Origin of the sequence: Glaciihabitans sp. dw_435 (assembly GCF_018449675.1) — a bacterium.
Classification (GTDB): Bacteria; Actinomycetota; Actinomycetes; order Actinomycetales; family Microbacteriaceae; genus Glaciihabitans.
On sequence record NZ_JAAVUZ010000010.1, the window covers coordinates 83290 to 106485 of the forward strand.

The window sequence follows — 23196 nt, forward strand, 5'->3', positions numbered from 1 at the left end:
GCGCGCCACCCGGTGGAGCTACTCGGCCGGTTCGGTGACGACAGCGGTCTTCGTGAGCCAGGTGTAGAACTTGTCCGCGCTGGCCACGATGGTCTCGGGCATCGAGTTCGGCGATGAGAGTGAGAGAGCGGTATCTAGCGCGGTCTGACGCGCGGCGTAGTCGTGGGCAGCGATCGAATTGCGGTCCCACTCCTCGACGTCGGGCGCAGCGGCACCTTTCTGGATCGCCCGTATCAGTTCACGATCGAGCTGCCGGCCGATGACGAGCTCCGCGAGACCCTCGTCGAAATGGGCCGGCGCTGGGAGTTGGTGCTTCAGATCAACGATCAGCTCGTCTCCCCGGGCAATGCGCTTCTCCAGATAGGCGATGGCGATCGCGTCGTCGGGTGACATCGGGCGAGGGTTGGTGATGTTCGACAGTCGCTCTTGAAGATCGACAGGGAGCTGCGGCCGGTCAACCGGTCGGCGATTTGCTGTGCGCGACGTTCGCGCCCGCGAAGTGCTGCAGCGGCGATCGGCTTGATGATGAAGGCGTAGATGACGCCGTACGCGAGGAGGAGGGCGAGGAGCACGAGGATGCCGAAGCCGATCCAGCCGAGCGCGTTTCCGATGAGGATCCAGGGGTTCATTTCGGTGAGGCCTTTCGTTTGAGGTAGGTGGTGTGGACGTCGGTGAATGAGTACTGCTTGGGGTGGGTACCAGGGGCGGTGCGCCATTGCTCCGACTTGGCCAGGGCGAAGGCTTTGGATCGCTTCACGTCGAGGGCGGTCATCACGACGTCGATGGCGACCCACACGCCGTGGTGTGGTCCGTCGTTGAGTTCGTCAACGGGGTTTTGCATGCGTGCGCAGCTCCATCCACTGGTCGCGGGTGAAGATGCCGTGCGTCTTCGGATGTGCGCTGCAGACGACGACGGAGGGGCGGATGCTGTCCGCCTCGTTGAGGATCCCGACCATCGGTGCCATGCAGATCAGGGCACCGAAGACGGTGTCGTCCACCTCGTGCGCGCACACGCTATTGCTGATCCCGACACGGCGGACGGGGTCCGTGTCGAGTGCGCGGATGATGTTGCGGCGGTGTTCCAACGCGTCGTCCAGGAGGGACGCGCCCAGTGTCGGGTGGTGGGAAAGCCAGTTGGCCTCGTGCACGGCGAGGCTGGCGAAGATCATTCGCGGGTTCTCGGTGAACTTCGTCCGCCGCGTGTACGTCGTGGTCGATCGGCCGATTTCGTCCACGTGCACGAACGTGGACGGCAGCTCGTGTTCGGTCTTCACCGTGCGCACGATGAACGCCAGCCACTCCTCCACCTCGTGCATAACCTCGCTGATATGGGGGTTCCACATCTGCGCGATGTCCGACACCCCGGACGTCTGGACGGCCGTGTTTGCCTGCCCGGTTCCCTTCCGGTAGAGCCCCGTCTCCAGGTTCGGCCACAGGCTCGACAGATCCTTCAACACCTTCGGGAACTGCTTGTGATGCCACGTGCACAGATCCGAACCGGGCACCGCTGTCCGCGCCAGGAACGCCTCGCCTTCCTTGCGGAAGATCGCCGCCAACAACCGCTCCTCGTCCGAGAGGTTCGGATTCTTGCAGCCCGGGGCCTGGCAATATTGCTCGGTGCTCGGCTGGGCGTACGCGGGGTAATTCACTACTGGTTGCTCCTTCGGCGAGCGCGGGGGTTGTTCTGGTGTGGCGGGTGGGCGGCGCATGGTGGGTGCGCCGCCCGGGTGGGGCTAGTTGGTGGGTTTTGTGAGTCGGAATCCGGTGGGGAGGTGGGCGTCTCGGTCGGGCCAGATGGCGTCGAGGATCGCGATGCGGTCTTTGTAGTACCGGTAGAGGGTTCCGATGGAGCAGCCGGCGATCGCGGCGACGTCGGCGGTGGTGAAGCGGTCGCGGCCGGCGAGGTTGATTGCGGTGACGGCCGGCGAGGTTGATTGCGGTGACGGCGGCTTCGTTGATCTCTTTGAGGGTGTGGACGGCACGCTTCTGGATGGGAGCGTGGCGGGTGATGGTGGCGGTGGACATGGTGGTCACTCCTTGGTGGTGTTGGTGGTTGGTTCGGTGGGGTTGGTGGGTGAGAGGCCGAGTACTTTCTCGGCGAGGCGGCGCGCACGGTTGGGGTCGGCGGCTGCGGGGGCGAACATCTTGCCGTCTTTGGAGAGCATGGGTTCGGCTTGCTGGCGCTTGTGCTGGAGGGCTTCGAGGATGATCGGGTCGGATCCCTCGGCGCTGTTGAGGAAGTAAATGACGGCTGGCTCTTCGCCCATGCCGTCGCGGCGAAGTCGGCCGATGGCCTGTTCGTGGACGGTGGGTGACCAGTCGAGTTCTCCGAAGACACCGACCTGGGCGTGCTTCTGGAGTCCGTCAACGCCGGCTCCGGAGCGGAGCGACATGATGAGGATCCGACAGTCCGGGTTGGGGGTGGTGCTGTTGGGGTCGGGATTCAGGGTCGCGGCGGTGAGGGGTTGTGAGAAGCGGTCGATCGCGGCCTGCTTCTGCTTCGGGGATTCGCTGCCGGTGTACATGACGGGGTTGAAGTCAGCTAGGTGCTCCATCCAGATGTCGTAGACGTCGCGGTGCCAGCCCCAGAGGACGATCTTGTCTTCGGACTCGAGCAGCAATCGAACCCATGCGGCGACGGCTGGTGCCTTGTCGACGCCGGTCGCTTTCCGCATGATCATCTCGATGACACCGCCGGAGGTGAACTTCTCCTGATGGGTGGTCGTGTCGTCGAGGATGAGTTTGGCGAGGGCCTTGATGTCCTTCATCGCTTCGCCGAGGGCGATACCTTCGCTGTCGACCAGGCGGGAGATCTTGATCGTGGCGGGGAGCTCGCGGCCGACTTCGGCGCGGGTGCGGCCGAGCATGAGGCCCTGCTCCCGCAGATAGTTGCCGAGCACGGACGGGTCCTTGACGGTCATGCGGCCGTTCGACATCTCGGTGCCGCCCCATTCGCGGGCGAATTCTTCGCGTGTACCGAGGGCACCTGGGGCGACGATGTCGTAGATGTTCCAGATTTCGCCGCCGTAGTTGTGGATCGGGGTGGCGGTCAGGCCCAGGACGTAGGTGGCGTTGTCGCAGACCATCGCCGCGGCGGCGCCCTTGTCGGTCTTCGCTCCGTGGCGCAGCTCCTGCACCTCGTCGAAGATGACCGACTGGATCTGGTTCTGCATCTCCGGGGCCCAGCCGGGCAGCTTCGAGTAGGACACGATCGTGACGTCGGCGAGCATGCCGGCCTTCACCCGCGCGGAGGGCTTGCCTGTCTTCGCGATCTCGAATGACAGCCAGGGGAATGCTTCCTTCATCTCGTCTACCCAGCGCGGCGGCAGGTGGGTGGGCGGGACGATCAGGGCCGGCAGGGCGTCGCTGTGCGTGAGGGCGAGGAGACCGGAGAACGTCTTGCCGAGGCCGACCTCGTCGGTGAGGAGCATGCGGTACTTCGCGCGCAGCAGATCGATGCCGGCCAGCTGGTACTCACGCGCTGGTTTCGTAGGCGTCATGTCGCCGTGGGTGCGCTCGTAGGTGCCGGCTGCGATCGCCCCGATCAGCTCGTCCTGGCGCACGTGTTCGGCGGCGCCCTGCTCGAGCCAGCGGGCTGAGCGGTCATCCTTGGGGAGCAGCGGGAAACGCTCCATGAACCAGGTGATGTCTCGTGCAACCTCGATCGTGTCGGCCATCACCAGAGAGGTGGAACGTGACGGAGCGAGGCGGGCAAAGACGCGCTTCGCACGCGCGCGGACGGCGGGCTCCAGATCAAGAACCCACCACCCTCGCGAGCGAGTCTCTGCCCATTTCGGCGGCCTGTATTCGTAGGTGCCGTAAGTACGATCGTTCACAATCCGCCTTCGAGGAGCGGCACGATGGTCAGCGTTTTGCCGAGGATCTCGTGCGGGAGTTTGGTGTGTACAGCCTTCGTCGTGATCAACACGAGCTCACGGATTTCTGGGCACTTCGCGTACCTGGTCAACTGACGGAGGACGTCGGCGGCAGAACCTTTGATCTTCACTTCGATCCCGAGGTCGAGCGCAGGCAGGCCGTGATCGTCTGCGGTGGAAAGCATCATGTCAATGCGGGAGATGTCATCGGACAGGCGCACCTCGCGAGCGCACGGCACGTTGTGCAAGGCGAGCAGCTCCTCGAGCGCGCCCTGCAGAACGATCTCGTTGGGAACGACCCACGTGCCGATCTGTGCCTGGTCGAGCAGTGTCGCGACGTCGGCGCCTGTCCGGATGATCACTTGGCGATCGCCGCCTTCTTCACGAGTGATTCCTCGAGCTCGGACAGCGAGTAGCCCCACGACGAGAGCTGGCGCAGGTACAGCGGGAACTTCGGATCTACCGTCGCCCAGCCTTTCTTTTCGTCGTTGCCGGCTTCGATGGAGGCCGCGGCGATCGCGAGAAGAACGTGGGGAGCCTGTCCGGGTGAGGTCGTTACGAGGGGGCTGAGCGCGTTGTACGGGTGGGCAGCGGGCTTCACCAGGCCGAGCAGCTCGTGCGCGAGATTTGTGATGCGGTTCCCGTAGTCGTTGGGGAGGGATGAGAACCACAGTGCGGGGATGACGGCGTAGTCGACGGGAAGGGTGCGGCGCTGCAGGAGTGCTTTGATCCAGTCCTGTCGAACCGTCGTGGCCGAGACCCAGAGTTTGGCGTTTACACGGGCGAGTGCGCGGGCGTCCTTCTCGGCCTGGTCTAGCGGTCCTTTCTTGGGCCCGCTGGAGTCCTTGTACACGAACCAGCCGTGCTCGGCCCAATTCGCGACGGCATATCCGATCGAGTACTTCTTAGGTTCGTTGTAGCCCTGGTACTCGACAGCGACGTAGGCGCGGAGAGAGTCGCCCGCTTCGGCCAGCGCCTCCTTCTGGGTGAGGTGGGTCCGGTTGTCGTCTTTGCTGTACAGGCTTTCGACGGTTCGAGTGGTCGGGTCGTCGTAGGAGGGTCGCTCGATGAGTGTGATGCCGGAGGCGGTGATCTCATCTCGAATGGGCTGCTTGGCCTGATCGGCCAGTCGCTCGTCGCGGGCGACCTGGACGGCGTGCGCGAATCCACCAGGGCGGGTGGTGAGTACTTCGGTGAGGTTCTCGATGACGGAGGCGTCGTCTTCGAATTCGGCGAATGCGAGGGCGTCGTCGATGGTCAGCTGCAGGTGGGTGAATTCGTCGAGCGCGGTGGTGGCGGAGGTGGACTTGCCGACCTTGATTGCGTCGTCGACGCGGGCGAGTTTCGTGTTGGTGCGCTTGGCGATCTGTGCTGCGGGCACGCCGAGGAGTGACAGCTGGACGAACACGCCGGCTTCCTCGCTTTGCTTGAGCGGGGCGCGGTGTTCGTTTTCGGTGTACTGGTGGGCGATGCGCTCTGTGGCTTCGGCTACGGCGGCGTCGATGACCAGGGCGGGGATGGTCTTGACCTTGCCCTCGACGGCGGCGAGGGTGCGCCGCTGGCCCATGTAGACCATGTATGCGTTGTTGGTGGGGTGCCAGTAGATGCTGATCGGGGAGAGCACGCCGTACTGCTTGACGTTGGCGAGGAATTCGGGGGTGAGGTTGGCGTCTTCGCGGACGTTGATGTCCACGACGAGCTCGACGGGGTTGATGTGGAGCAGGGTGCCGGGCTGAGCGGGTGTTGCGGTGGTGGTGGTGGTGGTCATGGCTGGTCGGCCTTTCTTGGGTGGGTCAGTTGGTTGGTGGTCGGTAGGTGCGTGAGGCGCGCTGCTGGGTTTTGCGGTCCCGTGCGGAGCGGAGGCGGTTCACGAGCTGGGGATCCAGCTCGAGGGCTTCGGGGGTGTCGATCATGCGGTTGAGCAGCTGCACGTAGCGGACGATGCTGTAGCGGAACGTGACGAACATCGCGGCCCATTTGGTGCCGTTGGTGGTCGGGTACTTGTTCTCGAAGGCGAGGACCGCGGCGATGGTTGGTGTCTCGCCGCTGCTGCGCGACCGGCTCTCGTGAGGCGTAGCCGGGGCGAGGATCCGCTCGAGGCGGCGCTCGTGTTCGGCCTCGTCTTCGTTGTGGCGTCTCACGCGGACACCTGCTCGCGGTGGTGGTCGAAGTTCGCCGGCAGTTTCAGCTCGCGCCGGATCCGGAGTGAGGTCTGCACATCGAAGTGGAGGCGGGCGGCGATAGCGTGGTCGCTCAGCTTCATCGCGTGAAGGCGAGTGACGGCGACTCGGCGTTCCGTGCTTGTGAGGGAGACGTCGATTCCCTTGCAGGCGAGTTCAACAGCAATCTCGTCGATGACTGGGTTGCCGTCCTCGTCGACTTTGACCGGCTTGTCAGCCTTCGCTGGCTTCTCGTCGTTGTCGATGTCATCCCAGGCGATCGCGGGAACGGCGCCGCGGCGTTTTGCCGCCAAGATGGTGCGTGCCGATCCGTGGCGCGCAGCGTCCGTGTGGTGAACGGGTGTTTGATTCCAGAGTTCGTCGTGGAGTGCGACGATTCGGCGCGCCATCTTGGCCGTCACTTTGGTGGCGACGTTCACGCGGGACAGGGCAGATGACCGCATTCCCAGGTGGTCGCACAGCTGTCGTTGTGACCATCCTTTGAGAGCGAGGTCATCAAGTCGGCGACGCGTGCCGAGCGCGGAGATCTGTGTTCCGGGGGCGAGGGCGTCGAGAGTGGGGCGAACCGAGAGGATCGCTTCCGAATTTTGCCGGAGCATCTGTTTCTTGGGCTTGTGGTGGCGCGGTCCGGGAACACCATTGATGTAGTGCGTGTGCCCGACGAGCAGCGTCACGACGATGTGGACGTTGATGCCTGCGTGCTTGGCGATGGTCTCGGGGCCCATGCCGAACGCCTGAAGCATGAGGGCGTGTTGGCGGGCGTCGTCGGCGGGAACATATCCGCTGTCGTAGGTGCCGTAGGCAATCTGGCGGCGGCGCAGCGCTTCGCGTGCTGTTCCAGCCTCGCGGCATGGCGTGCAACCACACCGGTGGGTGTGGTAGCAGAGGGCAGTCGCACCGTGCTCGTGATCGTCGGGGCACACTGCACGGGGACGGGTGGTGGTGTTAGTCATCGCGTGGTCTCCTGGTCGAGTTCGCGTTCGATGGTTTTGTCGAACCAGTGGATGGGGCGCCACACGCCGGCGTCGTGGCCGGCGTTGGTGAGCGCGGCGAGCCAGATGTTCTGCGCCTTGCTGGTCTTGCCCTTCATCGTTTTGAGCTCACGGAAGAGCGAACGACGTCGGGTGGTGTGCACGAGGTGAAGGTCGGGGTAGCCGGCCTGTGAGCGGCGCGAATCGTGCGTGTGGTAGACGAGGAAGCCGCGGCGTTCGGCGGCGGCGATGACCACGTCCTGGAACTGCTTCTCGCTCATCGTCTCTGCCTGCATCGCGTGGTATTCAGCGAGGCTGATGCTCATGGGAAGGCTCATTTGCCGGTCTCGATATCGATGTAGCGGATCAGTTCGCGGATCCGGCCGGTGTGCCCACAGACCAGGCGCACGGGGTTGGTGATCGCTAGGGCTTCGTTGCGGTGGGTGGTGCACACGTAGGGGATCCGGCGGGCTACCTCGGTGCACGGGTGAACGACGAGCCATTGTGCTGGGTTCTGGCATTCGCCGACTTGGGTGTCGGAGGCGGTTGCGTCGGTTCCGTACTCGCAGTTCAGCGGAACGACCCAGTCGAGGTCATGGATGATCTTGTTCCGGAGAGCCATCGATGCCTGGTTATGCACGGCGTCGAGCATTGCGTTGAGGTCGAGAGGTTCTTCGGTGGGCATCAGATCACGTGTCCGATCGGCTTGATGGTGCCGAGCGGGACCATGACTGGCTTGCGGCCCGGCGTTCCGTCGAGCTCGTCCTGCCGGCAGGCGTCGCAGGGTTTCGGGTAGTGCTCGTGGGTGGCGCACATGCTCGCCTCGAGCGGCGTTGCTGCAGCGCGAGCTTGGCGGGTGCGCTTGACGATCGCGACCAGGTGCGCCGGCGTGACGTACTCCGTGCTCGAGCGGCGGTGTTCGGTGAGCGCGGCCGAGAGGTCGGAGTACTCGAAGTCCTGGAGGATCTGGTGCCAGGCGACGATGGCGGGATCGGAGACGATCCGGTTATCGATCGCTGATGCCACGATCAAGAGCTGCGCGGTTTGCATCTCGTTCATCGGATTCTCCGTATCTGGCTTGGAAGTTGGCGTAAGCGATTTCGGCATTGGTGAGATGCCGTTGCGGCGGAGATGGTGGTGTGCCCGGCGCCGGTAGTTCGTCGTTCCACCGCTCACCGTTGAGCCAGGTCGCGGCGTGGGGCGTCTTGTCGAGCGGGCGGTGCTCGACGGTGTCCCAATGGCGGGCGGCGGCGACGGCCGCGGCGACGATGCGAACGTGCAGCTCGGCGGCGGCCGGGGCCGGCAGCTTGGTGAGGATCCGGTCGTAGACCTTGCGGGCGGTGAGGCGTTCGACCTTGCGCGGCCACACCTTCCAGAACTCGTCGAAGAGAGCGTCGACGGAGGCAATCTGAGGTGCTTCCTCATCCTCGATGAGGGTAAGTATTTGTTCTTTTCTTAAAGAGTTCTTAATAGACAGAACATTGGGGATATTCGCCCGGTCCTGTGGTGTGTTTTCGCCCGGTCCATTGGGGATATTCGCCCGGTCGACTGGGTTGGTATCGATCAGTGGTCGGTAGCTCTTGGCACGGTCGAAGTTTCCGCCCAGACGGTGCTCCTCGGTGTCGATGAATTCATTCGTAACCAGGTGCTTGATGGCGTGCTTGACCTGCTCGGCGGAGAGCCCGGTCTCGGTGGCGATGTCCTCGCGGGTTGCTGGCCACCACACGTTGCCCTGTGCGTCGACGTGGGTGAGCGCGTTGGTGGTAGAGCAGCGGAACTGGATGCGCGTCCAGACGAGGGCGTTATTCGCCCCTCCGAGGGTCTTGACGAGGGCCGCTCTGACCATGATGAAGTCAGAAGCGGTTACCTCGTGCTGTGGTACGCCTGTCACTTGCCGTAAACCTTTCGTAGTGCGAATCGCATAGCGTCGTTCCACTTTGCGAAGTAGATGTTTTTCTGTCGGAGGCGGAGGTCGGCCATCACGTGGTCTTCGACCGGGGTGGCGAACCATGCCATCGGGTTGTGGCCCGGTTCCTTGGCGACCCTCCAGCGGTCCTCACGGGTCGCGTCACGCTTCGGCTGGTACTGCCGGGCGTAGGCGCGCGGTGGGGTGCTCACGGGGTCAGCCGCCGACGACGATGGTGATGGTCATGCGGGCGCCGGGTAGATCGATCACGTGTGCGGGTGTGGTGAGGTCTTCGACGTCGTTGGCGTTCTGCTGGCGAAGGCGCTTGTTTTCCGCTTTCAGTTCCCCGGATCGCATGCGCCAGTGGGCGAGTTCCTCGCGCAGCTCGGTGAGTTCGTCGGGGGTGACGCCTGCCACCAGGTTCTTTACGGTGCGGGCCTCCGCGTACAAGTGCGGCTCGAGGTCGATGTCTGGCCACGGCTCGTTGATGGCCGAGTCCCAAAGGTCCTGCGACAGCATTGGAGCTGCGACGTTTGAGAGCGCAGTGGCCATCACTGCATCGAGCGGGTGGGCAGACGCCACGTCGAACTGCTCAGCGGTGAATGCGCGGGGGGCTTCTTCGTCCGAGTCGGCCACGGGCGTAGGTTCCACGGCTTCCGTTGCGATTGTGGTTTCGACGACAGCCGCAGCCTCAGCGATTGCGAGCTGCTCGGCTTCCCGGAGCTTCTTGGCCTGGTTCCGTTCCCTTGCCGCGCGAGAGGTTGCCTCGCGGCATTCGGGCCGGCGGCAGCCAGATGCGTAGTGACTGCGCAGCTGGGCGTCGGTGGCGGTTTCGTGATTGAACTCGGCGATGGCCGGCTCTGCGGTGGGCGCGGGCTCAGGGGCGGGTGGGGTGGGCTTGGGCGCCGTAACCGGTGCTGACGCGACCGCGACCTCTTTCAGGACTGCGGCCGGCTTGGGGTCGGCAGGAATGGGGGTGGGCTTCTCTACGCGGCTCTTGGCAAGCTTGGGCACGGGGGCGACGGTAGGTCGTTCGAAGCGGTGGCTGCTGGGCAGCTTGGCGGCGTTGTAGTCACCGCGACGGAGCATGGATGCCTCGACGCAAGTGAGGTACGTCGTTGAGCCGTGGTAGAGGCACTGTGCTGCACCCTTGCAGCCCTGGTCATACCCGTTGGCGGTGCCGTGGGGGAAGTCGTCGGCATAGAGGTCTTTCATGGTGGAGGACTCCTAACGGTTGATGCGTGAGCAGCGCGGGCAGAATGCGGTCTGCTCGCTGTAGTTCTCGGCGGTGTTGGTGAAGAACGCCCAGCCGAGCTGCACGAGCTGGGCGGATGCGGCGGTCGGGGTCTTGGCGTGAACCGCTTGGGTCTCTCCGCACAAGAGGCAGAACACCGCGTGGGTTTCGTCGGCGATCATGTCTTCCCAGTGCGCGCGTGGTGGTGCGTCGACCTGGTCGCTATCGGTCACTAGGACCGGCTCGTTTTGCGAGAGATAGCGACCAGGAGGAGCACCAGCAGAAGGCTTGAGATCCCGGCGAGTGGGAGCGCATCTGCGGTCATGGCCTGGACTCGTGAGAGCGAGTACCAGATGAACAGGAGGAGGGCGGTGAAGAGGGTTCCGCGCACGACGGTGCGGAGCTTGAGGGCGAGGTGGTTACGCATCGGTGGTCGGCTCCAACAGGGTCAGTGGTGATGGTGTGGTGAGGTCGAGAGTTGCGACGCCGCCGAGCTGGCGGTGGAGTTCGTGCATGCCGCTGTGGGTGATGCGGATCTGCGGGTAGGCGGTGAGGGTCTTACCGCGGTAGACGGCGACCTGCTGGCGGGCAAGGAAGCCGGCGGCGAGGGGTTCGGGCTTTGGTACCCAGACGTCATTGGGGCCGCGCTCAATCCAGTTGAGGCTGCGACGCATGACATAGAAGAGGCTGTCGCGGCCGTACTGCAGGACGGGGTCGCGTGAGAGGAGTCCCGCTGCGCGGCGGACGGAGAAGGTGTCGCCGGCGATGAGTTCGGCGGCGGCGGGTTCGCGAGCGATCTTGAGCTCGGTGACGTTAGTGTCGTTGAGCGCGGCGAGCAGCCCCTCGAAGAATTCGAGGAAAGCGTCGGTGAAGTCCTGCGCGTTGGCGTAGGCGAGCTCGCGCACCTGGTCGGCGGTGTAGAGCTTCTGCAGGGGGGCGTCGCCGTCGGGCGAGTCGCGGACGTCGGGCAGCGTCACGGGATGCCCGGGGTAGCGGTTGATGACGGGGTGCCAGTGGGTCTCGCGCGTGTAGGGCACTTTGATGTTGAGTGCAGTGCAAATGTCGTTGGCGAAGAACAGGACGCCGTCGGGGGCGTCGGTGATGGCGCGCAGATCTATCCCATACCCGCGCCAGCGGAAAGGGACGATCGGTCGGCGGGCCATGGTGATCACTGGAGCCCGTTGTCGCGGGCGAACCGCACGAGGCGAATGATGATGAGACCAACGCCCGCGGCGAGCGCGATGGCGATCGCGGAAATGAGGATGTCGGTGGTCATCGGGTGCCGCCGTGGGGTGTGGTGTTGAGCGCGGGGACTGCCAGCACTGCAGTCCCCGCGCTCGGTGCCACCGGTGGGCGCTGGGAAGCTGCAGCGCGCTTTGGGCCGGTGGTCTCTCCTGCGCTGGGTGTCTCTAGCACCTGTGTGGGGACGGCAGGAGAAGTGTTTGCGTGGTGCCTGGCGGCGGCGATGGGCGCGTTCATGCGACTGACTCGGCATCTGCGAGGTCGTTGATCGTTTTCTTGAGGGCGGCGACTACTTCGGGGTCGAAGAACATTTCGCCGGTGGCGCCGCTTCCCCGGAGTTCCGGGGTGATCTTCTCGGATTTGACCCACCGGGTGAGGGTGGAGCGGTCAATGCCGAGCTCATCGGCGGTCTTTGCCGATCCGATCAGGGGTGTTTTGCGAGGTGCCATGTGGTGAACGATTCCACAATGCACAACGTATTGCAAACCTGAATATTTGGGTCGTGCCCAATTAGTCCTAAAATAGATGCATGAGCTTTTGCGTTACGGATTGCATTTCGCAAAAGCTTGTGCGAAGCTCAGGTTATGTCAATCGCATACGACGACCTCGCCAGCAAGCTTTCGTTCGGTCTCCCCGACCGCTTGGGGAAGGCCCTTCACGTCGCCGACGTGACCACCACGGACATGGCCGACTACTTAGGTGTGACGCGCAACACGATTAGCAACTACACCAGCGGTCGCACTCCCGTGAAGAAGCAGACGCTCCGCCTATGGGCGTTGAAGACCGGCGTTCCACTTGAGTGGATCGAGACCGGTGAGATTGGCGAGACTTCGCCGAGCGGGCCTGGTGGAGTCAAAAGTCACACCAAGGATTAAAAGTCCGATGCTCTACCAACTGAGCTAGAGGCCCGCGCATACAAATGTAGTGCCTTTCGCGAGCTGGTTCGTTCAGCGCGGATGGGGCGCGGCAATCGCGGCACTTCCCGGGTAGGGCGCCGAAGTCTCGCCTAGGCTGGACGGCGATGGCTGACGACTTTCACAAACCGACCCAGTACTCCAGCGACAAGTTCGACACGTACGTGGGAGGAAGCGATCCCGCGCAGATCCTGCGCGTCGCCTCCGAGACCGCGCATGCCCTCCTCGACCGCGCCCGCACCAACACCGATCCCGAGGTGCTCGACCGCCTTGTGGCATACACCGATGAGCACGGCATCGACGAGCTCGCCGAACTCTGGGCCCGCTCGAGCCCGCGCAGTCTGCCCGGGGCGCTCTGGCGCATCTACCTCGTGCGCGTGCTGATCCGTCAGGACCCCACCGGAATCAGCTTCCTCTTCCAGCGTGGCACCGAGGTGCTGCAGACCATCGACACCGTGGTCGTCGGCGCGACCATCCCCACCGGCCCGGGTGAAATCACCGAACTGGCCGACCAGATTCTGCGTGGACTCTTCGTGGGCGACTTCGCCATCGCGCTGGACCGCGCCGCCGCGTTCTGCCGCATCACCGCGTCGGGTGCGACGAGCCTTGCGGATGACTCGGAGTTGCTGAACCCCGCCCGAGCGAGCGAGCTCACCGCCCGCGCCGCCCGCCTGGTGCTCACGGCGGAAGAATTCCGCGCCTGCGCCCGGCTCTACCGCGCCGACCAGCTCGAGTAGCACCGCCCCGGGTGGGGACCTGCCGGGAACGAGAGACCGCCGGAATGGGGACTCGGTAGCAGCACGAGACCCGCCCGGGGTGACCCCGAGGTGAAGCTCGGGCCGAAGTCGAGTAAAATGGTTGTTCCGGGCCGCAGTAACCCCGGGCTCCACTAATAGCCGCTTCGAGCGGCCTCGCGCCGAGAGGCGTTCTGCGGCCCGGGCTACTTCCCTCCGGGTCATCCGCCCCGCCCTCTCGTCCTGCCGGTGGAGGCCATCAGCGGGCACACAGGTCTGTTAAAGAGTTTCTGCGTTAACCAATCCGGGCGGCTCTCCGCACCGAATCGTTAGCATGTCCATGGCGTTCAGGCCCTCCCGTGTCGAGGTAGTTGCCTCCGCGCGAGCGAACCGAGAACGACTCAGATCGCGTGCACCGGGCGAACCTGCGATGCTTAAGCTTGTGCCCCGTGATCCCGACAGCAACCAAGAGCTTGGTTCCGCGCTCCCGGTTACGCAAGACGACCTGCTCGGTCGTGTCGCCACCGGCGATCAGGCCGCGTTCGCGGAGCTGTACGACCAGATTTCCCCGCGCGTGCTCGGCCTCATTCGCCGCCTGCTCAAGGACCACGCGCAGTCAGAAGAGGTGACCCAGGAGGTCTTCCTCGAGATCTGGCAGAACGCGGCTCGCTACGACGCATCCAAGGGCGGCGCATCCACGTGGATCCTCACGATGGCGCACCGCCGGGCAGTCGACCGCATCCGTGCGTCGCAGTCGTCACGCGACCGCGACACCAAGGTCGGCATCCGCGACTACAACCCGGCCTACGATTCGGTCACCGAATCGGTCGAGATCAAGATCGAACACGAAAGGGTGGAGAAGGCCATGTCGCGTCTGACAGAGCTGCAGCGCCAGGCCGTCACCCTCGCGTATTACGGCGGATACAGCCACAGTGAAGTGGCGACGATGCTGAGCGTTCCCATAGGTACCGTGAAAACGCGCCTGCGAGACGGCATGATTCGACTACGCGATGAGATGGGGGTGGCTTCATGAGTAATGACAGTCCCGACGAACCGCTGAACCCCGAGACATCCACCAGCACCAATGATCCTGCACTCAACACCGGCGCGTACGTTTTGAACGCGCTCGATGCACACGAACGAATCGAATTTGAGACTCAACTGGGTGAGTCCGAGGCTATAAGAAACGAGGTGACTGAATTGACTGATACAGCTGCGCTGCTTGGTCTTGCGGTCGAACCCGTGCAGCCCTCGGCAACTCTGAAGGCGAACATCATGTCGATGATCGCCTCTACCCCGCAGCTTCCGCGGGAAGTCGCCCCGGTCCGCACCCTGCAATCCGTAGCCTCGCTCGCCCCGGAGGCTGTCGATGCTCCCGCCGCGAGTGCGGAGACGCCGGATGCCCCGACCGCAGTGACCCGCAAGGCCCAGGCCCGCTGGTTCTCCCGTCCCGTCGCCGCACTGACCGCTGTTGCGGCCGCAGTGGCGATCATCGTGTCGGGCGGACTCATCGCCAACAGCCTGAGCAGCAGCAACTTCCAGCAACAGCAGGCGAGCCAGCTCGCGGCGATCACCTCGTCCGCGGACATGCAGCAGGCTGCTCCAACCCCGGTCTCGACCGGGGGAACCGCGACGCTCGTCTGGTCGGAGGATCTCGGCAAGTCGGCGATGATCCTGAACGGCGTGAAGTCGCTTCCCGACAACAAGACGTACGAACTCTGGTACATCGATGCTGCTGGCGCCGCGACATCCGCTGGCCTGCTCGACTCCGACAGTTCTGACAAGATCTGGCGCGTTCTCGACGGCACCGCTTCGGCTGGCCTGACGGTCGGCGTCACGGTGGAACCGAACGGCGGGTCGGATGCCCCGACCACGGCTCCCATCGTCGCGATCCCGGTCGCGTAGTACAGCACCCGGTCATATCGACCAACGCGAAAGGCCCCGACAGTTGTTACCGTCGGGGCCTTTCGCGGTGTGTCGATGGATGCGTGACTATCCGAACTTGCCGGAGACGTAGTCCTCGGTCGCCTGAACCGTGGGGTTCGAGAAGATCGTGTTGGTGTCGTCGTACTCGATGAGCTTGCCCGGCTTGCCGGTGCCCGCGATGTTGAAGAACGCGGTGCGGTCGGAGACGCGGCTTGCCTGCTGCATGTTGTGGGTCACGATGACGATCGTGTAGTCCTTCTTCAGCTCGCCGATGAGGTCTTCGATGGCGAGCGTGGAGATGGGGTCGAGGGCCGAGCAGGGCTCGTCCATCAGGATGACCTGGGGGGAGACGGCGATCGCGCGCGCGATGCACAGACGCTGTTGCTGTCCACCGGAGAGGCCGGAGCCCGGGAGGTTCAGGCGGTCCTTGACCTCGTTCCAGAGGTTGGCACCCTGCAGCGACTTCTCGACGAGGTCGTCGCCGTCGGACTTGCTCATGCGGCGGTTGTTGAGCTTGACGCCGGCGAGCACGTTCTCACGGATGGACATCGTGGGGAACGGGTTCGGGCGTTGGAAGACCATGCCGACCTGGCGGCGAACGAGCACGGGGTCGACGCCGGGAGCGTAGAGGTTGTCACCATCGATGAGCACCTCACCCTCGACATAGGCGCCGGGGATGACCTCGTGCATGCGGTTGAGCGTGCGCAGGAACGTGGACTTGCCACAACCGGAGGGACCGATGAAGGCGGTAACGGTGCGGGGCTCGATCTTCAGGGAAACGTTTTCTACGGCCTTGAACTTGCTGTAGTAAACGTTGAGGTCGTTGACTTCAATGCGCTTGGACACGGGTTTCCTTTGGGTCTGTCTAACGTCGCTTTAGCGGCCGAGCTTGGGGGAGAAGAATCTGGCGATGAGGCGCGCGATGAGGTTCAGCGCCATCACGATGAGGATGAGCGTGAGCGCTGCGGCCCACGCACGGTTGAGGTAGTCCGCGCTGTTGGGGCCCTGGTTCGCGTATTGGTCGTAGGCGAAGACCGAGAGCGTCATCATGCGGTCCTTGAACAGGTCGTAGTTCATGCTCGAGGTGAAGCCCGCAACGATCAGCAGCGGGGCGGTCTCACCGATGACACGGGCGATCGCCAGCGTGATGCCGGTGGTGATTCCCGCGATGGAGGTCGGAACGACGATCTTCAGAATGGTGAGCCACTTCGGAACGCCCAGGGCGTAGGACGCCTCGCGCAATTCGTTGGGCACCAGCTTAAGGATCTCCTCGGAGGAGCGCACCACGACGGGGATCATCAGCACGGCAAGTGCAATCGACCCGCCGAAGCCGGAGCGGTAGCCCGCCTGGCCGGTGAGGAGCACGAAGAGCGCGAGGGCGAACAAGCCAGCCACGATGGACGGGATACCCGTCATCACATCGACGAGGAAGGTGATGGTGCGGGCGAGGACGCCGCGGCCGTACTCGACGAGATAGACCGAGGTCAGGAGTCCGATCGGCACCGAAATGAGCGTTGCGAAGGCGGTGATCTCGACGGTTCCCACGATGGCGTGCAGCACGCCTCCGCCGGAGTCGGTCACGTTGCGCATCGAGCTGGAGAAGAAGCCGGGCTCAATCATCCGGGCGAAACCGTTGAGCACAACCGTGTACAGCAGGGAGATCAGCGGCAGCAGCGCGACGATGAATGCCGTCGTGACGAGAGACGTGACGAGCCGGTCCTTGGCGCGACGAACGCCCTCGACCAGGTAGGAGATGACGAAGACCAGAATGTCGAACAGGATCGTGCCGAGGAAAATGGCGCCGACGAGGTTGAACGTCGTGGTCCCACCGGCGAGCTGCACGAAGAGGAAGACGAGGGCGAGCAGCGCCCAGCTTCCGAGCAGCAACATCCAGATGGTGCCCTTGGGCAGCCTCCCCGTTGTCAGGGAGTTGGTCATCGTTCCAGCGGACGCAGCAGTCATTAGTTCGCTCCCGAGAAGGCCTTGCGGCGATTCACCACGTACCGGGCGATCGCGTTCACGATGAAGGTGATGACGAAGAGGATGAGGCCGGTCGCAATCAGCGTGTTGACTCCGAGACCGAACGCCTCGGGGTACTGCAGCGCGATGTTGCCGGCGATGGTGTTGGGGTTCTGCGAGGTGAGCACCAGGAACGACACGACGGCTGCCGGCGACAGCACCATGGCGACCACCAGGGTCTCGCCGAGGGCGCGGCCGAGGCCCAGCATCACTGCCGAGATGATGCCGGGGCGGGCGAAGGGCAACACCGCCATCTGGATCATCTCCCAGCGGGTGGCTCCGAGGGCAAGAGCGGCCTCCTCGTGCAGGCGGGGCGCCTGGAGGAAGATCTCGCGGCAGACGGCGGTCATGATCGGCAGGACCATGACACCCAGCACGATGGCCACAGTGAGGATGGTGCGTCCGGTTCCGGTGACGTCACCGCTGAAGAGGGGGAACCAGCCGACGTTGGTGTTCAACCACTCGTAGAAGGGCTGGATGGTCGGGGCGAGAACCTTCGCGCCCCAGAGTCCGAAGACGACCGACGGCACAGCGGCGAGCAGGTCGACGATGTAGCCGAGCACCTGCGCGACACGGCGCGGTGCGTAGTGGGAGATGAAGAGGGCGACACCGATCGCGATCGGCGTCGAGATCAGGAGGGCGAGGAGTGCTGCCCAGAGGGTTCCGAATACCAGCGGACCGACGTAGTCCCAGAAGTTGGTGGTGATTCCCGGAAGCGTGCCCTGCTTGGCGACGAGAGCGGGGATGCTCTGCGCGATGAGGAAGAGGGTGACCGCGGCGAGAACGGCGAGGATGATCGAGCCGGCGACGATGGTGCTCGACGAGAAGATTCTGTCGCCGAGGCGGACTGTCGTCTTTCGCTTGGGGAGCGTGAACGGTGGGGTTGTCATTTCCGGCTTCCTGACGATCTCACTGGGGAAGGGCGGCTCGTGCGAGCCGAGTTTCTTACGGGGCCGTGCGAACCGGCCTGGACAACGCGAGAGCGCAGCCAGGCCGGTTCAGGTGAAGCGTTGTTACTTGATGGTAGCGATCGCTGCGGCAACCTTGCTCGAAAGGTCGGTCGACAGCGGAGCGGACTTGGCTGCCGTGGCGGCGGCCGTCTGGCCATCCGCGCTGGCGACGTAGCCGGCGTATGCCTTCACGAGCGTGCCAACGGCCGGGTCCGTGTAGGTCTGGCAGGTGATGAGGTAGCTCACGAGAACCAGCGGCCAGGCGTTGGCCTCGGTGTTCTTGCGGTCGATGTTGATCGCGAGGTCGTTCGTCTCGCGTCCCTCAACGAGCGGGGACTTGGCAACGACAGCGGCAGCACCCTCGGCGCTGATGGTCGAGAACGCGTCGCCGACCTTGAGCTGAGCCTTGCCGAAGTCACCGGCGGCCGAGTCATCGATGTAGGTGATGCTGTTGGGCGAGCTCTTGACGGCGTCAGCGACACCCGAGGTTCCCTTGGCAGCGTCGCCGACCTTGTAGGGGTAGGTCTGGGTTGCTTCTGCGTCCCACACGGTGGGGGCGTTAGCCGAGACCCACTGTGCGAAGTTCTGCGTGGTGCCCGAGTCATCCGAACGGTGGACGACGGTGATCTTGGCGGACGGCAGCGTGGCGTCGGGGTTCAGAGCGGTGATCGCCTTGTCGTTCCAGGTCTTGATCGTGCCCTTGAAGATACCGGCGACGGTGTCAGCGTCGAGCTTCAGGTCCGTGAGGCCGTCAACGTTGTACGCGATGGCGATCGGTGAGATGTAGACGGGAAGGTCGATGGCCTTGGAGTCGGGTGCGCACTTGCCGAACGTGCCCGAGAGCTCCTCGTCCTTCAGCGCGGCGTCGGAGCCGGCGAAGTCAGCAGCGCCCGAGATGAAGGCCGTGCGGCCAGCGCCCGAACCCTGGGGGTCGTAGTTAATGGTGACGTCGGGGTTCTCCGTCTGGAAGTTCTTGATCCAGTTGGTCTGCGCGGTGCCCTGAGCGGACGAGCCGATGCCGGCGAGCGTGCCGGTCAGTGCTGCGGCGGAGTTGGAGTCGCTGGGAGCAGCGGCCTCGTTGGACGCGCAAGAAGAAAGAACGATGGTGGCTGCGACTGCCACGGCAGCGATGCTGCCGATACGCGAAAACTTCACAGGGTTTCCCTTCGGGAATGTTTCATTTACAGGATTGGGCCGGTGCGACCCAAGGAATGAAACTATGCGGGCAGGGTGGCCGGTGCCGTCCCGGCGGGTAAACAACAGGTAAACGACACCTAAACAGTTCAGTAGAGTGCTGGACTCGTCGTCTCGATTGCCACGATTCCGGCCTCCGGATTGGCGCGCGAAAGATGAACGGCTGTGTACTCGCCGGGCGACAGCATCGCGGCGTGACGCAGCTCTGCGGTGACGGGCGTGTTCGTCAGCCGGGCTATCTCCTCGATGAGGTCGGGGAGCACGGGACCGTGGGTGCAGAGCACGGCCGTCTCGCGCCGTGCGACGCGTTTGGCGACGAAGTCCCAGACATCCGCTTCCCCCATCTCATGGGCGTCCTGGCTGAGCGAGACCTTTTCTTTGACCTTGAGCCCCGTCAGTCGCACCAGCGGCTGCACCGTGGCGATGCAGCGGGCAGCGGTGCTGGCGAAGATCTTGCGCGGGTTGTACGCCGCGATGCCGGGGGCGACGCTCTGGGCCTGCGTGACGCCCGTGGCCATGAGCGGGCGGGTGGAGTCCGGGCCGTCCCAGCGGTCCGGCGGCGTGGTCTTCGCGTGCCGCAGCACGATGAGGGCGAAGGTGCGCACGAGACCGGCGGTGAAGCGACGCTCGAACTCGTCGAGGATCTGCAGATCATGCTGGTAGGTCAGGCGCTTGCGGGCCTTGCCCAGCGACAACCACTCGACGGAGGCGATCTCCGCGTTGGGCTGGAAATTCGAGAGCTCGAGGGCGTCGTCGTCGACTTCGGCGGCCCAGTAGAAGACGAGCTTTTCCCGCCCACTGGGCATCGTGTAGCGAACCTCGCCGAGCGGGGCGCCGAGCGAGATCGAGAGTCCCGTCTCTTCCTGGATTTCGCGCACCGCGGTGTGGGGGAGCGTTTCACCCGGGTCCAGCTTGCCCTTGGGCAGCGAGACATCCGAATGGGTGTCGCGGTGCACGAGGAGAACCCGTGCCTTGCCGTCCACAAGCCGCCAGCACACTGCGCCGGCGGCCAGCACGGGAGGAAGGCCGAGCGAACTCATCGAAGCTTTCCCACCCTCCTGCGGGCGGAAATATCCTTCTGCAACACGTTCTGCAGGTCGGCAAGCGGCTCGCCGTCCTCGTTGCGTGCGTGGCGGGTCCAGGTGCCGTTCTCCTCGAGCCACCACGACGACGTGTCATCCGACATCGACAGCGTGAAGAGCGCGTCGATCTCGGCGATGTGGTCGGGCTCGGTGAGCCGCACGAGGGCCTCGACGCGGCGGTCGAGGTTGCGGTGCATCATGTCGGCGCTGCCGATGTACACCAGTGGGTCGCCTGCGTTGACGAAGGCGAACAGGCGGGAGTGCTCGAGGTAGCGTCCGAGGATCGAGCGCACCTTGATGTTCTCGCTCACTCGCTCCTGGCCGGGCTTCAGCGAGCAGATGCCCCGCACGACGATGTCGACGGGCACTCCGGCATTGCTCGCCCGGTACAGCGCGTCGATGATCGCTTCGTCGACGATCGAATTGACCTTGATGCGGATGCCACTGGGCAGTCCAGCCCGGGCGTTGGCCGTCTCCACGGCGATGGCCTTGAGCAGGCCCTTGCGCAGGTGAAGGGGAGCAACGAGCAGACGCTTGAACTTCTTCTCGATGGCGTAGCCGGAGAGCTCGTTGAACAGGCGGGTGAGGTCCTTGCCGACGGTGTCGCTGTCGGTGAGCAGGCCCATGTCCTCATAGATGCGGCTGGTCTTCGGGTTGTAGTTACCGGTGCCGATGTGGCTGTAGTGCTTGAGCGTGCCGTTCTTTTCCTGACGAACCACCAGCGCGAGCTTGCAGTGGGTCTTGAGTCCGACGAGGCCGTAGACCACGTGCACGCCGGCCTTCTCCAGCTTGCGTGCCCAGCTGATGTTCGCGGTTTCGTCGAACCGCGCCTTGATCTCGACGAGGGCGAGCACTGCCTTGCCTGCCTGCGCGGCGTCGATGAGTGCCTCGACGATGGGGCTGTCACCGCTGGTGCGGTACAGCGTCTGTTTGATGGCGAGCACGTTCGGGTCGGCGGCCGCCTGCTCGAGGAAGCTCTGCACGCTGGTTGCGAACGACTCGTAGGGGTGGTGCAGCAAAATATCGTGCTTGGTGATGGACGAGAAGACGTCCACGACCTCCGTCGGCTCCCCCGGCAGCAGCCCCATGCTGGTCGTGGGAACGTGCTTCGGGTACTTGAGCTTCGGTCGGTCGAGCTTGTTCATCTCGAACAGGCCACCGAGGTTCAACGGCGCCGGCAGGCGGTAGACCTCCTGCTCGGTGATGTCGAGCTCCTGCATGAGCAGGCTCAGCGTCACCGCGTCCATATCGTCGGTGATCTCCAGGCGGATCGGCGGGCCGAAGCGGCGCTTGAGCAGCTCCTTCTCGAGGGCCTGAATCAGGTTCTCCGACTCGTCTTCCTCGATCTGCACGTCCTCGTTGCGCGTGACGCGGAACTCGTGGTGCTCGAGAATCTCCATGCCCGGGAACAGGTCCTCGAGGTGATTGGAGATCAGGTCTTCGAGGGGGATGAACCGCAGCTGGCCGGTTCCGTCATCGGGAAGCTGCACGAACCGGGGCAGAACCGATGGCACCTTCAGGCGCGCAAACTCCACCCGGCTCGTCTTGGGATTGCGAACCCGGATCGACAGGTTCAGCGACAGCCCCGAGATGTAGGGGAAGGGGTGTGCGGGGTCGACGGCCAGGGGCATCAGTACGGGGAAGATCTGATTGGCGAAGATGTCGGCAACGCGCACGCGGTCGGCCTCGTCCAGGTCGTTCCACGACTCGATGTGGATCCCGGCCTCGTCCATCGCGGGCTTCACGAGGTCGTGGAAGGCGCGGGCATGACGGTTCTGGAGGTCGTGCGCGGCGGCGCTGATGTCGGCGAGCGACTGGCTGGGGCTGCGGCCGACGTTGGTCGGAACGGCAAGGCCGGTGACGATGCGGCGCTTGAGGCCGGCAACGCGCACCATGAAGAACTCGTCGAGGTTGCTCGCGAAAATGGCGAGGAAGTTTGCCCGCTCGAGCAGCGGCAGGTCGGGGTCTTCGGCCAGTTCGAGCACGCGCTGGTTGAACGCGAGCCAGCTCAGTTCACGGTCGAGGTAGCGCTCTTCTGGCAGAGTTCCATCGTCTTCTGCGGACGATTCATCGTCGTAGTCGTCGAGGTAATCGGCGCCAACGGCGGCGTCGCCCAGGTAAGTCTCGGAGTCCATGTCCCAATACTTGCACCAGTACCGGCCCGGAGAGACGGCTGCGCGTGAACGTTGCGTAAACCAGTGCCGGGAGAGGGTGTCTTACGCGGCGAGTATCGTGTGCGGGGAAGACTTTTGTACCCAAAGGGGATGTCAATGCGCCTGCTGCTGATCCGTCACGGACAGACTCCGTCCAACGTGGAGGGGCTGCTCGACACCCGGATCCCCGGGCCGGGTCTCACCGAGCTCGGGTTCGAGCAGGCGGCCGCGGTTCCGGCGGCGCTCGCCGGCGAAACAGTGGACGCGATCTACGTGTCGGTTCAGGTGCGTACGCACCTGACATCCGCTCCTCTGGTGGATGCCACGGGGCTGGTGCCCGCCGAACGTGCGGGTATCCGCGAGATCCAGTCCGGCGACTACGAGATGCTCGGCGACGAGAAGTCAGTGCACGGCTACATGTCGACAATCTTCGCGTGGACGCAGGATCCCGACACACGGATGCCCGGGGGCGAGTCTGGCACCGAGGTCATGGACCGGTACAACGCGGTCATCGCCGAGGCCTACGAGGCCGGCTACGGCACCGTGGCGATGTTCTCGCACGGCGCCGTGATTCGTGCGTGGGTGGGACACAACGCCCTCAACGTCGGCCCGGACTTTGTGCGCGACAACTCGCTCGGCAACACGGGCATCGTCGTGCTGGAGGGCTCACCCGAGACCGGCTGGACCGCCATCAGCTGGATGGGCGCGGCCGTGGGCGGCCCGTCGGTCGACGATGTCGCACACGCCGGTCCCACCGGCGAATCCGCCTAAGTCCGTGCTGGCGACCGCGGGGAATTCCCCGCGCAGACGGAGACG

31 protein-coding genes are annotated in these 23196 nt (G+C 64.4%); 5 read left to right on the plus strand and 26 right to left on the minus strand.

Annotated features, from left to right (window positions below; translation table 11 throughout):
* Window positions 1-18 precede the first annotated feature (18 nt).
* The 20 genes from HB677_RS13505 to HB677_RS13600 all read right to left on the minus strand — a co-directional run bounded on the left by HB677_RS13505 (window position 19) and on the right by HB677_RS13600 (window position 11857).
* Window positions 19-393, minus strand: a complete 375-nt coding sequence (locus HB677_RS13505; RefSeq protein WP_213816251.1) for a hypothetical protein — start codon at window positions 391-393, stop codon at window positions 19-21.
* Window positions 327-629, minus strand: a complete 303-nt coding sequence (locus HB677_RS13510) for a hypothetical protein (RefSeq protein ID WP_213816252.1) — start codon at window positions 627-629, stop codon at window positions 327-329. The genes HB677_RS13505 and HB677_RS13510 overlap by 67 nt, the downstream gene beginning before the upstream one ends.
* Entirely contained in the window at window positions 626-841 is a 216-nt protein-coding gene (locus tag HB677_RS13515) for a hypothetical protein (protein ID WP_213816253.1), read from the minus strand. Before HB677_RS13515 ends, HB677_RS13510 begins: the two co-directional genes overlap by 4 nt.
* Complete coding sequence (locus tag HB677_RS13520) at window positions 825-1649, minus strand: hypothetical protein (RefSeq protein ID WP_213816254.1); 825 nt, start codon at window positions 1647-1649, stop codon at window positions 825-827. The genes HB677_RS13515 and HB677_RS13520 overlap by 17 nt, the downstream gene beginning before the upstream one ends.
* Window positions 1650-1733: 84 nt before the next feature.
* Window positions 1734-1982, minus strand: coding sequence for a TetR/AcrR family transcriptional regulator (locus tag HB677_RS13525; RefSeq protein WP_213816255.1), 249 nt, complete (start codon window positions 1980-1982; stop codon window positions 1734-1736).
* A gap of 48 nt (window positions 1983-2030) precedes the next feature.
* Entirely contained in the window at window positions 2031-3836 is a 1806-nt protein-coding gene (locus HB677_RS13530; protein ID WP_213816256.1) for a DEAD/DEAH box helicase, read from the minus strand.
* A complete protein-coding gene (locus tag HB677_RS13535; protein ID WP_213816257.1) occupies window positions 3833-4237 on the minus strand; it encodes a hypothetical protein in 405 nt (134 codons plus the stop codon). The genes HB677_RS13530 and HB677_RS13535 overlap by 4 nt, the downstream gene beginning before the upstream one ends.
* Window positions 4234-5643: a ParB N-terminal domain-containing protein gene (locus HB677_RS13540; protein WP_213816258.1), complete on the minus strand. Its 1410-nt coding sequence runs from the start codon at window positions 5641-5643 to the stop codon at window positions 4234-4236. The genes HB677_RS13535 and HB677_RS13540 overlap by 4 nt, the downstream gene beginning before the upstream one ends.
* Window positions 5644-5668: 25 nt before the next feature.
* Window positions 5669-6016 (minus strand): DUF3263 domain-containing protein, encoded by a 348-nt coding sequence (locus HB677_RS18885; RefSeq protein ID WP_213816259.1) that lies wholly within the window; start codon window positions 6014-6016, stop codon window positions 5669-5671.
* Window positions 6013-7008, minus strand: coding sequence for a hypothetical protein (locus tag HB677_RS13550; RefSeq protein ID WP_213816260.1), 996 nt, complete (start codon window positions 7006-7008; stop codon window positions 6013-6015). Before HB677_RS13550 ends, HB677_RS18885 begins: the two co-directional genes overlap by 4 nt.
* Window positions 7005-7352, minus strand: coding sequence for a VRR-NUC domain-containing protein (locus HB677_RS13555; RefSeq protein ID WP_213816261.1), 348 nt, complete (start codon window positions 7350-7352; stop codon window positions 7005-7007). Before HB677_RS13555 ends, HB677_RS13550 begins: the two co-directional genes overlap by 4 nt.
* A gap of 8 nt (window positions 7353-7360) precedes the next feature.
* A complete protein-coding gene (locus HB677_RS13560) occupies window positions 7361-7711 on the minus strand; it encodes a hypothetical protein (RefSeq protein ID WP_213816262.1) in 351 nt (116 codons plus the stop codon).
* Window positions 7711-8085, minus strand: a complete 375-nt coding sequence (locus HB677_RS13565; RefSeq protein WP_213816263.1) for a hypothetical protein — start codon at window positions 8083-8085, stop codon at window positions 7711-7713. The genes HB677_RS13560 and HB677_RS13565 overlap by 1 nt, the downstream gene beginning before the upstream one ends.
* On the minus strand, window positions 8033-8917 hold the full coding sequence (locus HB677_RS13570) for a hypothetical protein (RefSeq protein WP_213816264.1): 885 nt from the start codon (window positions 8915-8917) through the stop codon (window positions 8033-8035). Before HB677_RS13570 ends, HB677_RS13565 begins: the two co-directional genes overlap by 53 nt.
* Window positions 8914-9144: a hypothetical protein gene (locus HB677_RS13575; RefSeq protein ID WP_213816265.1), complete on the minus strand. Its 231-nt coding sequence runs from the start codon at window positions 9142-9144 to the stop codon at window positions 8914-8916. Before HB677_RS13575 ends, HB677_RS13570 begins: the two co-directional genes overlap by 4 nt.
* A gap of 4 nt (window positions 9145-9148) precedes the next feature.
* Window positions 9149-10147: a hypothetical protein gene (locus tag HB677_RS13580; protein WP_213816266.1), complete on the minus strand. Its 999-nt coding sequence runs from the start codon at window positions 10145-10147 to the stop codon at window positions 9149-9151.
* Window positions 10148-10159: 12 nt separating this feature from the next.
* Window positions 10160-10399 carry a hypothetical protein gene (locus HB677_RS13585; protein ID WP_213816267.1) on the minus strand — a complete coding sequence of 80 codons (240 nt, stop codon included), beginning with the start codon at window positions 10397-10399 and terminating at the stop codon, window positions 10160-10162.
* Window positions 10399-10593 carry a hypothetical protein gene (locus HB677_RS13590; protein WP_213816268.1) on the minus strand — a complete coding sequence of 65 codons (195 nt, stop codon included), beginning with the start codon at window positions 10591-10593 and terminating at the stop codon, window positions 10399-10401. Before HB677_RS13590 ends, HB677_RS13585 begins: the two co-directional genes overlap by 1 nt.
* Entirely contained in the window at window positions 10586-11329 is a 744-nt protein-coding gene (locus tag HB677_RS13595) for a hypothetical protein (RefSeq protein WP_213816269.1), read from the minus strand. The genes HB677_RS13590 and HB677_RS13595 overlap by 8 nt, the downstream gene beginning before the upstream one ends.
* 312 nt (window positions 11330-11641) lie before the next feature.
* Window positions 11642-11857, minus strand: a complete 216-nt coding sequence (locus HB677_RS13600; RefSeq protein WP_213816270.1) for a hypothetical protein — start codon at window positions 11855-11857, stop codon at window positions 11642-11644.
* Between the two features lie 135 nt (window positions 11858-11992).
* On the opposite strand from HB677_RS13600, the gene HB677_RS13605 reads away from it, so the two are divergent.
* The 4 genes from HB677_RS13605 (at window position 11993) to HB677_RS13620 (ending at window position 14961) form a co-directional block, all read left to right on the plus strand.
* A complete protein-coding gene (locus HB677_RS13605) occupies window positions 11993-12283 on the plus strand; it encodes a helix-turn-helix transcriptional regulator (protein WP_213816271.1) in 291 nt (96 codons plus the stop codon).
* Between the two features lie 146 nt (window positions 12284-12429).
* Entirely contained in the window at window positions 12430-13059 is a 630-nt protein-coding gene (locus HB677_RS13610; RefSeq protein WP_213816272.1) for a DNA-directed RNA polymerase subunit beta, read from the plus strand.
* Between the two features lie 427 nt (window positions 13060-13486).
* A complete protein-coding gene (locus HB677_RS13615; protein ID WP_213816273.1) occupies window positions 13487-14089 on the plus strand; it encodes a sigma-70 family RNA polymerase sigma factor in 603 nt (200 codons plus the stop codon).
* Window positions 14090-14247: 158 nt separating this feature from the next.
* Window positions 14248-14961, plus strand: a complete 714-nt coding sequence (locus tag HB677_RS13620) for an anti-sigma factor (RefSeq protein WP_307852597.1) — start codon at window positions 14248-14250, stop codon at window positions 14959-14961.
* Between the two features lie 87 nt (window positions 14962-15048).
* Here the strand turns inward: HB677_RS13620 and pstB are convergent, their stop codons facing one another.
* The 6 genes from pstB to HB677_RS13650 form a co-directional block, all read right to left on the minus strand.
* Window positions 15049-15828, minus strand: a complete 780-nt coding sequence (gene pstB / locus HB677_RS13625; protein ID WP_213816275.1) for a phosphate ABC transporter ATP-binding protein PstB — start codon at window positions 15826-15828, stop codon at window positions 15049-15051.
* Window positions 15829-15858: 30 nt separating this feature from the next.
* On the minus strand, window positions 15859-16920 hold the full coding sequence (gene pstA, locus HB677_RS13630) for a phosphate ABC transporter permease PstA (RefSeq protein WP_255546613.1): 1062 nt from the start codon (window positions 16918-16920) through the stop codon (window positions 15859-15861).
* Window positions 16921-16943: 23 nt separating this feature from the next.
* Window positions 16944-17891, minus strand: coding sequence for a phosphate ABC transporter permease subunit PstC (pstC, locus tag HB677_RS13635; protein WP_213816277.1), 948 nt, complete (start codon window positions 17889-17891; stop codon window positions 16944-16946).
* Between the two features lie 123 nt (window positions 17892-18014).
* Window positions 18015-19106, minus strand: coding sequence for a phosphate ABC transporter substrate-binding protein PstS (gene pstS / locus HB677_RS13640; protein WP_213816278.1), 1092 nt, complete (start codon window positions 19104-19106; stop codon window positions 18015-18017).
* Between the two features lie 128 nt (window positions 19107-19234).
* The gene (locus HB677_RS13645; protein ID WP_213816279.1) at window positions 19235-20185 is read right to left on the minus strand and encodes an NUDIX hydrolase; all 951 of its coding nucleotides are present in this window, start codon (window positions 20183-20185) and stop codon (window positions 19235-19237) included.
* On the minus strand, window positions 20182-22362 hold the full coding sequence (locus tag HB677_RS13650; protein ID WP_213816280.1) for an RNA degradosome polyphosphate kinase: 2181 nt from the start codon (window positions 22360-22362) through the stop codon (window positions 20182-20184). Before HB677_RS13650 ends, HB677_RS13645 begins: the two co-directional genes overlap by 4 nt.
* A 129-nt stretch (window positions 22363-22491) precedes the next feature.
* On the opposite strand from HB677_RS13650, the gene HB677_RS13655 reads away from it, so the two are divergent.
* A complete protein-coding gene (locus tag HB677_RS13655; RefSeq protein ID WP_255546614.1) occupies window positions 22492-23151 on the plus strand; it encodes a histidine phosphatase family protein in 660 nt (219 codons plus the stop codon).
* The last annotated feature ends 45 nt before the right edge of the window (window positions 23152-23196 follow it).